The organism is Pseudomonas sp. B15(2017) (assembly GCF_002113215.1).
Lineage (GTDB): Bacteria > Pseudomonadota > Gammaproteobacteria > Pseudomonadales > Pseudomonadaceae > Aquipseudomonas.
Genome location: NZ_NEJZ01000005.1, coordinates 1 through 12,758, shown reverse-complemented (window position 1 = coordinate 12,758; position 12,758 = coordinate 1). Strand labels below are relative to the sequence as shown.

Here is a 12,758-nt window from a genome sequence, read left to right as displayed (position 1 = left end):
AAACGCGGTTTACTCATCACCCAAAACCAGTGTGGGAGCGAGCTTGCTCGCGAAAGCGGTGCAACAGTCAACATCTATGCCGAATGTTACATCGTCTTCGCGAGCAAGCTCGCTCCCACAATGGATCGATGTATTGCTTTACAGGTCGCCGTAACCCAGCGAACGCAGCGCACGCTCGTCGTCGGACCAGCCGCCCTTCACCTTGACCCACAGGTTGAGCATGATCTTGGAGTCGAACAGCAACTCCATGTCCTTGCGCGCCTCGGTGCCGATGCGCTTGATACGCTCGCCCTTGTCGCCAATGATGATTTTCTTCTGGCCGTCACGCTCGACGAGAATCAACGCATGGATGTGCAGCGTCGCGCCCTGCTGCTTGAACTCTTCGATTTCCACGGTGATCTGGTACGGCAGCTCGGCACCGAGCTGGCGCATGATCTTCTCGCGCACCAGTTCGGCGGCGAGGAAGCGGCTGCTGCGGTCGGTGATCTGGTCTTCCGGGAAGAAGTGATCGTTCTCCGGCAGATGGTCGGCGATGACCTTTTCCAGCGCATCGAGGTTATGCCCTTGTTGCGCCGAAATCGGAATGATCTGCGCGTTCGGCAGCTGTTCCTGCAACCACGACAGATGCGGCATCAGCTCGGCCTTGTCTTCGATGCGGTCGGTCTTGTTCAGCGCGACGATCAACGGGCCGGTCACGTACTGCACGCGCTCCAGAACCATCTGGTCTTCTTCGGTCCACTTGGTGCGATCGACTACGAAGATCACCACGTCGACGTCTTTCAACGCCGCCGAAGCGGTCTTGTTCATGTAGCGGTTCAGGGCCTTTTCGCCACCCTTGTGCATGCCGGGGGTGTCGACGTAGATCGCCTGCACGTCGCCCTCGGTCTTGATCCCGAGCATGTTGTGGCGAGTGGTCTGCGGCTTGCGCGAGGTGATTGCCAGCTTCTGGCCGAGGATGTGGTTCAGCAGCGTGGACTTGCCCACGTTGGGACGGCCGACGATGGCAACATAGCCACAGCGCGTTGCGTTTGTATCAGTCATTGCCATTCTCCACACCCAGGGCAATCAGTGCTGCGGCGGCCGCTACCTGTTCGGCAATACGACGGCTCACACCCTGACCTCGGCTTTTTTCATTCAATAGGACAACTTCGCACTCGACGAAGAAGGTACGGCAGTGCGGCTCGCCCTGTATATCCACCACTTCATAGCGCGGCAGTTCACAGCCGCGCGATTGCAGGAATTCCTGCAGGCGAGTCTTCGGATCCTTGTTGGTATCGACCAGCGTCAGGCCTTCGAACTCACCGGCCAGCCAGGCCAGTACGCGCTCGCGGGCGACTTCCATGCCGGCGTCGAGGTAGATTGCACCGATCAGTGCTTCCAGGGCGTCGGCCAGAATCGACTCGCGACGGAAACCGCCACTCTTCAACTCGCCGGAACCCAGACGCAGGTAATCGCCCAGATCAAAACCGCGGGCCAGCACCGCCAGCGTCTCACCTTTTACCAGCCGTGCGCGCAAACGCGACAACTGGCCTTCGCGAGCCAGCGGGAAACGGTCGAACAGGGCTTCGCCGGCAACAAAGTTGAGGATCGCATCGCCGAGGAATTCCAGACGCTCGTTGTTGCGTCCGGCAAAGCTGCGGTGCGTGAGGGCCAGGACCATCAGTTCCTGGTCCTTGAAGGTGTAACCGAGCTGGCGCTCGAGACGGCTTAGAGAAACGCTCACGGTTTACCCACGCTGAGTTCGTGGCTGGATTCCACCGCCATCGCCGGGATACGGCGCAGGCCTGGGACAATTAACGCTGTGTTCAAAAATGACGTCCTGAATATCGTGGCTTCATGCCCTGGAGCCGGTTGTGCCGACGCCAGAAATGCATTCGGCGCTGTGGTCAACAGCGCCGTGTTTGTTTACTTGATCAGGCCGACCCGCGAGAAGTTCGGCAGGTGGCTGAGTTTCGGTTCCGGCCAGCTCATCCAGACCGCGAAGGCTTTGCCGACGATGTTCTGGTCGGGAACCATGCCCAGCAGATCCTTGGGAATGTTTGGATCATCCCAGTAGCGACTGTCGTTCGAGTTGTCGCGGTTGTCGCCCATCATGAAGTAGTGCCCGGCCGGCACGGTCCAGCTATGGTCCGGCGTAGCGCGGTAGCGGCTCATTTCCTTGCGGATCAGGTGCTCGGCGGCGCCGAGTTTTTCCTTGTAGAGTTCCGCACTGCCGAGGGTGCCCGGCTCGGAGCCGACCATTTGCTCGGCAATCGACTCGCCATTGACGAACAGACGCTTGTCGGCGGTGTACCGCACGGTGTCGCCCGGCAGGCCGACTACACGCTTGATGTAGTTGACGTTCGGATCGCTCGGGTAGCGGAATACCATCACATCGCCGCGCTGCGGATCACCGACTTCGATGATCTTCTTGTCGATCACCGGCAAACGGATCCCGTAGGAAAACTTGTTCACCAGAATGAAGTCGCCGACGTCCAGGGTCGGTTTCATCGAGCCGGACGGAATCTGGAACGGCTCCACCAGAAACGAACGCAGCACCAGCACGATGAACAGCACCGGGAAGAACGACTTGCCGTACTCGACCAGCAGCGGTTCCTTGTTCAGCTTCTCGACCACCATCACATCAGGCTGGCTGACGCTGCCCTGATAGGAGGCGATGGCAGCACGCCGACGCGGTGCCAGGATCAACAGATCGAGCAACGCCAACAGACCGCAGACGAACACGGCAATGACCAGCAACAGCGGGAAATTTAGTGACATAGGACCTGACTATTCCAACCTGAGCACGGCGAGGAAGGCTTCTTGTGGGATTTCCACGTTGCCGACCTGTTTCATGCGTTTCTTACCGGCCTTCTGCTTCTCAAGCAGTTTTTTCTTACGGCTGACGTCGCCGCCGTAGCACTTGGCCAATACGTTCTTTCTGAGCGCCTTGACGGTTGTCCGGGCGACGATCTGACCGCCAATGGCAGCCTGGATGGCCACGTCGAACATCTGACGAGGAATCAGTTCTTTCATCTTCTCGGTCAACTGGCGACCTTTGAAGTGCGAATTGTCACGGTGCACGATCAGCGCCAGAGCGTCGACCTTGTCGCCGTTGATCAGCACGTCCAGTTTCACCAGATTAGCCGATTGGTAGCGATCGAAATGGTAGTCCAGCGAAGCATAGCCGCGGCTGGTGGATTTCAGACGATCGAAGAAGTCCAGGACCACTTCGTTCATCGGCAGGTCGTAGGTCACCTGCACCTGATTGCCGAGGAACAGCATATCGACCTGCACGCCGCGTTTTTCGATGCACAGGGTGATGACGTTGCCCAGGTGCTCCTGCGGTACCAGGATGTTGGCGCGCACGATCGGCTCGCGCATGTCTTCGATCGACGAGACATCCGGCAGCTTTGACGGGTTGTCGACGTAAATCGTTTCACCGGTTTTCAGCACCAGTTCGAAGATTACGGTTGGCGCCGTGGTGATCAGGTCCAGGTCGTATTCGCGCTCCAGGCGCTCCTGGATGATCTCCATGTGCAGCATGCCGAGGAAGCCGCAACGGAAGCCGAAGCCCAGTGCGTCGGAGCTTTCCGGGGTGTATTGCAGCGACGAGTCGTTCAGGGTCAGTTTCTGCAGCGCTTCGCGGAAGTCCTCGAAGTCGTCGGAGCTGACCGGGAACAGACCGGCGTAAACCTGCGGCTGGATGCGTTTGAAGCCTGGCAGCACCGGAACGTCCGGAGTGGAGCTCAGGGTCAGGGTGTCACCGACCGGCGCACCGTGAATGTCCTTGATGCTGGCGATGATGAAGCCCACTTCGCCGGCTTTCAGGTCAGCGGTGGCGGTGTGTTTCGGGTTGAACACGCCAACGCTGTCGACCAGATGCACCTTGCCGGTGGACTTGACGAGGATCTTGTCGCCCTTCTTCACGCGGCCGTGACGCACGCGTACCAGGGAGACAACGCCCAGGTAGTTGTCGAACCAGGAGTCGATGATCAACGCTTGCAGCGGATCTTCGATGTTGCCGGTCGGCGCAGGAATGGTGGTAACCAGACGCTCCAGAACCTCGTCGACACCCAGGCCGGTCTTGGCGCTGCAGGTGACGGCGTCGGTGGCGTCGATGCCGATGATCTTCTCGATCTCGTCCTTGACGCGGTCGGGCTCGGCCTGTGGCAGGTCGATCTTGTTCAGCACCGGCATGACCTCGAGGCCCTGCTCGATGGCGGTGTAGCAGTTGGCCACGGACTGGGCTTCAACACCCTGCCCCGCATCGACCACCAGCAACGCGCCTTCACACGCGGCCAGGGAACGGCTGACTTCGTAGGTGAAGTCGACGTGGCCCGGGGTGTCAATGAAGTTCAGCTGGTAGGTAATGCCGTCTTTGGCCTTGTAATAGAGGGTGACGCTGTGGGCCTTGATGGTGATCCCGCGCTCACGCTCCAGTTCCATGGAGTCCAGGACCTGGGCTTCCATTTCACGCTCGGCCAGGCCGCCGCACATCTGGATGAAACGGTCAGCCAGCGTCGACTTGCCATGGTCAATGTGGGCGATGATGGAGAAATTGCGGATATGACTCAAATCACTCACGGATCAACACTCAAAAAGGCTGCAGGCTTGGCCCGCCGAAAAATAGCCGGGAATTGTACCTGATACACGGCGCAAGCGTCACGTTCGCCTGTCACCCGGATTGCATGCAAAAACGCCCCGATCTGACGACCGAGGCGTTTCCAAGGCTAAAGCACGGGTGAAACCTTGTTCATCAACCGGCTCGACGCAACAGCCAGACACCCGCCAGCGCACATACGCCAGCCGGCACCAGCACCGCGAACAGCGGCGAGAACCCGAACACCAGACTGGATGGACCCAGCAGATCCTGAACGATGCGGAAGGTGAAACCCACCAGCACACCGGTGAATACCCGCTGACCGAGGGTCACCGAACGCAACGGACCGAAGATGAAGGAGATCGCCATCAGTACCAGGGCAGCGGTCACCAGCGGCTGCAACACCTTGACCCAAAATGCCAGCCAGTAACGACCGTTGCTCAGGCCCTGATCGGCCAGGTAGTGGATATAACCCCACAGGCCGGTGATCGACAGCGATTCCGGCGCCATCACCACAGTGCTCAGCAATTGCGGGCTCAGCGAGACATCCCAACGCTCGACCGGTGTATTGACCACTTCGGTACTGCGCTCGTGGAATCTGGTGGTCGTTACGTCGGTCAGCTGCCAGTGATCGGTATCGAACTCGGCGCGCTTGGCGAAGCTCGAGCTCAGCAGATGACGCTCTTTGTCAAAGTGATAGCGAGTCACGCCATACAGGCGACCGTTGGGCTGTACGGAGTTGATGTGAATGAACTCCTCGCCCTGGCGGTGCCACATGCCGTGCTTGGCGCTTTGCGCGTCGCCGCTGCCTTGCGCCAGCGAACGGTTGGCCTGGGCCATGCTTTCGGTGACCGGCGCCACGTACTCGCCGATCAGCACACCGGCCAGCATCAGCACCAGCATCGGTTTCATTACCGCCCAGACGATGCGCCCGATGGACACACCGGCAGCGCGCATTACCGTCAGTTCGCTGCTGCTCGCCAGACTGCCGAGGCCGATCAGACAGCCGATCAGCGCCGCCATCGGCAGCATGTCGTACATGCGGCGTGGCGCGGTCAGGAGTACGAAACTCAGGACATCGACCAGGGTGTAGGTGTCACTGACGTCGCCCATCTCGTCGATGAACGCGAACAAGGTCGCCAGGCCGAGAATGATCGCCAGCACTGCGATGATCGCAATGAATACGCTGCTGCCGATGTAGCGGTCGAGTTTAACCACGGGCCACCTCCAGCGCAGCGCTGCGACGGCTGGCCAGCTTCAGGCGCAGAGGTTCCCAGTACAACAGGCCCAGGCCGATGAACAGGAAGATCGCGTGCACCCACCACAAACCGAGCGACGGTGGAATCTTGCCTTTTTCAAGGGCGCCGCGGGCGGCAATCAGGATGGTCAGGTAAGCCATATAAAGAAGAATCGCCGGCAGCAGCTTGAGGAAACGCCCCTGACGCGGGTTGACCCGCGACAGCGGCACCGCCATCAGGGTCACGATGAACACCAGCAACGGCAGCGACAGGCGCCATTGCAATTCGGTTTTCGAGCGGATGTCGTCGCTGCCCAGCAAAGACGAGGTCGGCATGGCGTCACGGTCGGTGACTTCCTCGCTAACATCCGGCTTGGGCAGCAGCACGCCGTAGGTTTCGTAGTGGATGGCGCGGTAGTTGGCCTGACCCGGGCTGCCGTCGTAGCGGTAGCCGTTGTCGAGGATCAGGTAGCGGTTGCCGTCGGGACGCACTTCCTGACGGCCCTTTTCTGCCACCAGCACGGAAATGCCGCGATCCTTCTGGTTGGCACCGAGGTTCTTCTGCGAGATGAACACGCTGCCGAGGTTGACCCGATCGTCGCTCAGGGTTTCGGTGTAGGTCACCCGCGTACCGTCGCGCAGGGCCTGGAAACGGCCGGGCTCGAGGGTGTCGAACTCGGTCAGGGCGTCCTGCTTGTTCAGCAGCAGCTGGAACTGGTTGGCACCTTGCGGAGCCAGGCTCAGGCTCAGCCATGCCACCACCAGCGCCACCAGGGTGGCCGGGAACAGGGTCATGCGAAACAGACGCTGCTGACTCATGCCGGTGGCCGAGAGCACGGTCATTTCGCTTTCCAGGTACAACCGGCCGTACGCCAGCAGGATCCCGAGAAACAGGCCCAGCGGCAGGATCAGTTGCAGGAAGCCCGGCAGACGGTAGCCCATGATCAGGAACAGCGATCCCGGATCGAGCTGGCCCGCAGCGGCCTGGGCGAGGTATTTGATGAAGCGACCGCTCATGATGATGACCAGCAGCACGGCGCTTACCGCACTCAGGGTCAACAGGACTTCGCGGGACAGATAACGGAAGACGATCAAACCAGACACTCCAGGGTTGTCAGGCTAAGGCGGCCAAACAAGCAAACGTATCGACGGGCCCGCAAGGCAGAGCCGTCGAAAAAAGATGCGGCATTATCCTGTGATTGAGGGCGCCTGTCACTGCGCACACTCACGCAAGCATGCAATCCGTTGAAGATCGTACAACCGAGGGTTGTCAGGCGCGGTGAGCGAGGTTCAAACTGCCGCCTCTGTCGCAGGCACTGGCCTGCGCCTCTTCTCTCTATAAGCAGGCGACGGCGGACACGTCGAACGCCTGCGTGTTGACCATTCATTCAGGGATCCGGACATGGAACTGGTTGTAAAAAGCGTTAGCCCAGAAACGTTGAAAACCGCCACCCTGGTGGTTGCCATCGGCGAAGGCCGCAAACTCGGTGTTGCCGCCAGGCAGGTCGACGAACTGAGCGGCGGCGCCATCAGCGCCGTGCTCAAGCGTGGCGACCTGGCCGGCAAGGTCGGTCAGAGCCTGTTGCTGCACAGCCTGCCGAACCTGAAAGCCGAACGCGTGCTGCTGGTCGGCGTGGGCAAGGATGAAGAACTGGGCGACCGTCCGTTCCGCAAGATCGTCGCCGGCATCCTCAACACGCTTAAAGGCCTGGGTGGCAGCGACGCCGTGCTGGCGCTCGATGAAATCATCGTCAAGAACCGCGACAGCTACGGCAAGACCCGACTGCTGGCCGAAACCCTGATCGACGGCGAATACACCTTCGACCAGTTCAAGAGCCAGAAAGCCGAACCGCGCGCCCTGAAGAAGATCACCCTGCTGACCATCAAGGCCGCTCAGGCCGAAGTGCAGCGCGCCGTGAACCACGCCACTGCGATCGCCAACGGCATGGCGTTCACCCGCAACCTGGGCAACCTGCCGCCGAACATCTGCCACCCGACTTTCCTGGGCGAACAGGCCAAGAACCTCGGCAAAGAGTTCAAGGATCTGAAAGTCGAAGTCCTCGACGAGAAGAAGATCAAGGCGCTGGGCATGGGTTCGTTCTACGCCGTCGGCCAGGGCAGCGCCCAGCCGCCGCGTCTGATCGTCATGCAATACAACGGCGGCAAGAAATCCGAGAAGCCGTACGCGCTGGTCGGTAAAGGCATCACCTTCGACACCGGCGGCATCAGCCTGAAGCCGGGCGCCGGCATGGACGAGATGAAGTACGACATGGGCGGCGCCGCCAGCGTGTTCGGTACCCTGCGCGCCGTGCTGGAACTGAAACTGCCGATCAACCTGGTGTGCATCCTCGCCTGCGCCGAGAACATGCCGAGCGGCACGGCTTCGCGTCCGGGCGACATCGTCACCACCATGAGCGGCCAGACCGTGGAAATCCTCAACACCGACGCCGAAGGCCGTCTGGTGCTGTGCGACGCCCTGACCTACTCCGAGCGCTTCAAGCCGCAAGCGGTAATCGACATCGCCACCCTGACCGGTGCCTGCGTCGTTGCTCTGGGCGCCCACACGTCAGGCCTGCTGGGCAACAACGACGAGCTGATCGAGCAACTGCTGAGCGCCGGCAAGGCTGCCGACGACCGCGCCTGGCAACTGCCGCTGTTCGATGAGTACCAGGAGCAACTGGACAGCCCGTTCGCCGACATCGCCAACATCGGCGGTCCGAAAGCCGGCACCATCACCGCCGCCTGCTTCCTGTCGCGCTTCACCAAAAAACTGAACTGGGCACACCTGGACATTGCAGGCACCGCCTGGACCAGCGGCGGCAAGGACAAGGGCGCCACTGGCCGTCCGGTTCCACTGCTGACCCAATACCTGCTGGACCGCGCCAAAGCCTGAAACCGATGACTGCGGGCGGCGCCTTTCTTGAGAGGCGCCGCTTTCAGCTCAGGAACCGCAATGACCAAAGTCGACTTTTATATCCTGCCCAGCGCCGATCCTTCGGCTCGCCTGGACTTTGCCTGCAAGCTCACCGAGAAAGCCTGGCGCATGGGCCACCGCATCTACCTGCATTGCAGCGATGCCGCCCAGCGTGATGATCTCGATGCGCGGCTGTGGGCGTTCAAGGGCGAAACCTTCGTGCCTCACGGCCCGGCTGAAAGCGAACCGGAAGGTTTGATCGTGTTGGGATTGGGCGATGACTGCGGCCAGCACGCGGACTTGCTGGTCAACCTCGACCTGAAAGTCCCGGCTTTCGCCAACAAATTCGCCCGGGTGGCGGAGGTTGTGGTGGAAGATCCGACGATTCGCACTGCGGCGCGGGAGAGTTTCCGTTTCTACCGCGAACAGGGCTATCCTCTGCAAGACCACCGTTTACAGCGACTCTGAGTACGCCGATGGACACTCCAAAACCGCTGCAAAAACCCGCGCACCTGCTGGATGATCTCGAGTCGATCCGCCAGTTGCTCGGTGATGACAACCTGCAACCGCCGCTGCTGACCGACACGGTCGATGATGGCGAACAGGAACAGATTCCGATGTTGTTCGATTCGATCGACAACACACCGCAAGCCGCCGAAGCTGCACCCCCGCCGACGCCTGCCCCGCAGCCTGCCGCTGCACCTGTGGATAAAGGCCCCGACGCACACCTGCACCTGGACAGCGAACTGCGCGCCGCTGCGCAACTGATCATGCAGGACGTGATCGACGATTTCGCACCGCACATCGAAACCGAAATCAAACGTCGCCTCGAGGCGCGGATGGAACGGCTTCTCGGCCAGTATGAATAATTCCCCCGATCTCCTGTAGGAGCTGACTGGCCAGCGACAGCATCACGGCGGCTTTCCTGAAAAACCGCGCCGCCGCCATCGCTGGTCAGCCAGCTCCCACATTTAGCCCTCCACCCGGCCCGCCCCGCTCGCCCTGCGCCCCATGCCCCGCTATACTTCCCGGCTTTTCCTGAATAAATGCCAATAGGGTCCCGCCGCGCATGGATAAGACCTACCAGCCGCACGCCATTGAAACTTCCTGGTACAACACCTGGGAGTCCGAGAACTACTTCGCCCCGCAAGGCGCGGGCGACTCCTACACCATCATGATCCCGCCGCCGAACGTCACCGGCAGCCTGCACATGGGTCACGGTTTCAACAACGCGATCATGGACGCCCTGATCCGTTTCCGCCGCATGCAGGGTCGCAACACCCTGTGGCAGCCGGGCACCGACCACGCCGGTATCGCCACGCAGATGCTGGTGGAGCGTCAACTCGAAGCTCAGGGCCAGAATCGCCACGATCTGGGCCGCGAGAAATTCCTCGAGAAAGTCTGGGAGTGGAAGGATCAGTCCGGCGGCAACATCAGCCGTCAGATCCGCCGCCTCGGCTCGTCCGTGGACTGGAGCCGCGAGCGCTTCACCATGGATGACGGCCTCTCCGAAGCCGTTAAAGAAGCGTTCGTGCGCCTGCACGAAGACGGTCTGATCTACCGCGGCAAGCGCCTGGTCAACTGGGACACCAAGCTGCACACGGCGATTTCCGACCTCGAAGTGGAAAACCATGACGAGAAAGGTTTCCTGTGGAACCTGAAGTACCCGCTGGCCGACGGCGCGAAAACCGCTGAAGGCAACGACTTCCTGATCGTCGCGACCACCCGTCCGGAAACCATGCTCGGCGACTCCGCCGTCGCGGTTAACCCGAACGACGAGCGCTACAAAGCCCTGATCGGCAAGTTTGTCGAGCTGCCGCTGGTCGGCCGCCGCATTCCGATCATCGCCGACGATTACTGCGATCCTGAATTCGGCACCGGCTGCGTGAAAATCACCCCGGCCCACGATTTCAACGACTATGAAGTCGGCAAGCGCCACAACCTGCCGCTGCTGAACATCTTCGACAAGAACGCCAACGTGCTGCCGGCGGCGCAAGTGTTCAACCTCGACGGTACGTTGAACGACAGCATCGACGGCAAGATTCCGGCCGAGTACGCCGGCCTCGAACGTTTCGAGGCACGCAAGCAGATCGTGGCCGCGTTCGACGCGGCCGGCCTGCTGGTCAGCGTCGACGATCACAACCTGAAAGTGCCGAAAGGCGACCGCTCCGGCACCGTCATCGAACCGTGGCTGACCGACCAGTGGTACGTGTCCACCAAACCGCTGGCCGAGCCTGCGATTGCTGCCGTTGAAGACGGCCGTATCCAGTTCGTGCCGAAGCAGTACGAAAACATGTACTTCTCGTGGATGCGCGACATCCAGGACTGGTGCATCAGCCGTCAGCTGTGGTGGGGCCACCGGATTCCGGCCTGGTACGACGAGTCGGGCAAGGTCTACGTGGGTCGCGACGAAGCCGAAGTGCGCGCCAAGCACAACCTCGGCCCGGACGTTGCGCTGCAACAGGACAACGACGTGCTCGACACCTGGTTCAGTTCGGGCCTGTGGACCTTCTCTACCCTGGGCTGGCCGGAAAAGACCGAGTTCCTGAAAAAATTCCACTCCACCGACGTGCTGGTCACCGGTTTCGACATCATTTTCTTCTGGGTCGCCCGGATGATCATGCTGACGATGCACCTGATCAAGAACGAGGACGGCACGCCGCAGGTTCCGTTCAAGACCGTTTACGTACACGGTCTGGTGCGTGATGGCCAGGGCCAGAAGATGTCCAAGTCCAAGGGCAACGTCCTGGACCCGCTGGACATCATCGACGGCATCGAGCTGGAAACCCTGGTGCAGAAGCGCACGTCCGGCCTGATGCAGCCGAAGCTGGCGAAGAAGATCGAGAAGCAGACCCGCGAAGAGTTCGCCGACGGCATCGCCAGCTACGGCACCGACGCCCTGCGCTTCACCTTCTGCTCGCTGGCCTCCACCGGTCGCGACATCAAGTTCGATATGGGCCGCGTCGAAGGCTATCGCAACTTCTGCAACAAGATCTGGAACGCCGCGCGTTATGTTCTGGACAAGGGCGAAGACTGCGGCCAGAACGGCGAAGCCTACGAGCTGTCGCTGGCAGACCGCTGGATCATCTCGCAGTTGCAACGCACCGAAGCCGAAGTGACCCGTCAACTGGATCAGTTCCGTTTCGACCTGGCGGCGCAAGCGCTGTACGAGTTCATCTGGAACCAGTACTGCGACTGGTACCTGGAACTGTCCAAGCCTGTGCTGTGGGACGAAAACGCGCCGGTCGAGCGTCAGCGCGGTACCCGCCGCACGCTGGTTCGCGTACTGGAAGTGGCGCTGCGTCTGGCGCATCCGTTCATGCCGTTCATCACTGAAGAAATCTGGCAGCGCATCGCGCCGCTGGCCGGCATTCAGGGCAAGACGATCATGCTGCAACCCTGGCCGGTGGCCAACGAAGAGCGCATCGATCCGGCGGCCGAAGACGACATCGAATGGCTCAAGGGCCTGATGCTCGGCACGCGCAACATCCGTGGCGAAATGAACATCGGCCCGGGCAAACCGCTGCCGATCTACCTGAAAAACGTCACCGCCGAAGATCAGCGCCGCCTGACCGAAAACGAAGCGCTGCTGAAGAAGCTGGCGCGTCTGGAATCGATCACCGTGCTGGCGGCCGGCGAAGAAGCGCCGCTGTCTGCCACCGCGCTGGTTGGCGAGATGGAAGTGCTGGTGCCGATGGCCGGCCTGATCGACAAGAACGCCGAGCTTGCACGTCTGGACAAGGAAATCCTGCGTCTGCAGGGCGAAGTCCAGCGCGTTGGCGGCAAGCTGTCCAACGCCGGTTTCGTTGACAAGGCCCCGGCCGAAGTCATCGAGAAGGAACGCGCCAAACTGGCCGAAGCCGAACAGGCTCTGGCCAAGCTGGCCGAGCAGCACGCGCGGATTGCCAGCCTGTAACGGCAAATCGTGTCTAGTCCTGAAATAGGTTTACACCTGTTTCAGCCTCAAAACGCCCGATGCACCGCATCGGGTGTTTTGTATTTCAGCGACAGATGAGGCCGCTCGT

10 protein-coding genes are annotated in these 12,758 nt (G+C 60.9%); 4 read left to right on the top strand and 6 right to left on the bottom strand.

The features are described from left to right. Positions 1-138: 138 nt before the first annotated feature. From era to lptF, 6 genes are all read right to left on the bottom strand, one after another. Positions 139-1,041 (bottom strand): GTPase Era, encoded by a 903-nt coding sequence (era, locus tag CAF73_RS09345; RefSeq protein WP_011332590.1) that lies wholly within the window; start codon positions 1,039-1,041, stop codon positions 139-141. Next, positions 1,034-1,723, bottom strand: coding sequence for a ribonuclease III (gene rnc / locus CAF73_RS09340; RefSeq protein ID WP_011332589.1), 690 nt, complete (start codon positions 1,721-1,723; stop codon positions 1,034-1,036). Before rnc ends, era begins: the two co-directional genes overlap by 8 nt. Before the next feature lie 182 nt (positions 1,724-1,905). Next, on the bottom strand, positions 1,906-2,760 hold the full coding sequence (gene lepB / locus CAF73_RS09335; RefSeq protein WP_085697246.1) for a signal peptidase I: 855 nt from the start codon (positions 2,758-2,760) through the stop codon (positions 1,906-1,908). Between the two features lie 9 nt (positions 2,761-2,769). Next, entirely contained in the window at positions 2,770-4,566 is a 1,797-nt protein-coding gene (gene lepA / locus CAF73_RS09330; protein ID WP_085697245.1) for a translation elongation factor 4, read from the bottom strand. Between the two features lie 172 nt (positions 4,567-4,738). Further along, entirely contained in the window at positions 4,739-5,800 is a 1,062-nt protein-coding gene (lptG, locus tag CAF73_RS09325; RefSeq protein WP_085697244.1) for an LPS export ABC transporter permease LptG, read from the bottom strand. Next, positions 5,793-6,914, bottom strand: coding sequence for an LPS export ABC transporter permease LptF (gene lptF / locus CAF73_RS09320; RefSeq protein WP_085697243.1), 1,122 nt, complete (start codon positions 6,912-6,914; stop codon positions 5,793-5,795). The genes lptG and lptF overlap by 8 nt, the downstream gene beginning before the upstream one ends. Before the next feature lie 307 nt (positions 6,915-7,221). Here lptF and CAF73_RS09315 point away from each other — a divergent pair, with 307 nt between their 5' ends. From CAF73_RS09315 to CAF73_RS09300, 4 genes are all read left to right on the top strand, one after another. After that, a complete protein-coding gene (locus CAF73_RS09315; protein ID WP_085702535.1) occupies positions 7,222-8,712 on the top strand; it encodes a leucyl aminopeptidase in 1,491 nt (496 codons plus the stop codon). Between the two features lie 60 nt (positions 8,713-8,772). Beyond that, positions 8,773-9,201, top strand: coding sequence for a DNA polymerase III subunit chi (locus CAF73_RS09310; protein WP_085697241.1), 429 nt, complete (start codon positions 8,773-8,775; stop codon positions 9,199-9,201). 8 nt (positions 9,202-9,209) lie between these two features. Further along, on the top strand, positions 9,210-9,602 hold the full coding sequence (locus CAF73_RS09305) for a DNA polymerase III subunit chi (protein WP_085702534.1): 393 nt from the start codon (positions 9,210-9,212) through the stop codon (positions 9,600-9,602). A 200-nt stretch (positions 9,603-9,802) separates the two neighbouring features. After that, on the top strand, positions 9,803-12,649 hold the full coding sequence (locus CAF73_RS09300) for a valine--tRNA ligase (RefSeq protein ID WP_085697239.1): 2,847 nt from the start codon (positions 9,803-9,805) through the stop codon (positions 12,647-12,649). Positions 12,650-12,758 lie beyond the last annotated feature (109 nt).

Excerpts from the sequence above, each read along its gene's own strand:
- era (WP_011332590.1), bottom strand. The coding sequence starts at position 1,041 with ATGACTGATACAAACGCAACGCGCTGTGGCTATGTTGCCATCGTCGGC.
- lepB (WP_085697246.1), bottom strand. The coding sequence starts at position 2,760 with ATGTCACTAAATTTCCCGCTGTTGCTGGTCATTGCCGTGTTCGTCTGC.
- CAF73_RS09315 (WP_085702535.1), top strand. The coding sequence starts at position 7,222 with ATGGAACTGGTTGTAAAAAGCGTTAGCCCAGAAACGTTGAAAACCGCC.
- CAF73_RS09310 (WP_085697241.1), top strand. The coding sequence starts at position 8,773 with ATGACCAAAGTCGACTTTTATATCCTGCCCAGCGCCGATCCTTCGGCT.
- CAF73_RS09305 (WP_085702534.1), top strand. The coding sequence starts at position 9,210 with ATGGACACTCCAAAACCGCTGCAAAAACCCGCGCACCTGCTGGATGAT.
- CAF73_RS09300 (WP_085697239.1), top strand. The coding sequence starts at position 9,803 with ATGGATAAGACCTACCAGCCGCACGCCATTGAAACTTCCTGGTACAAC.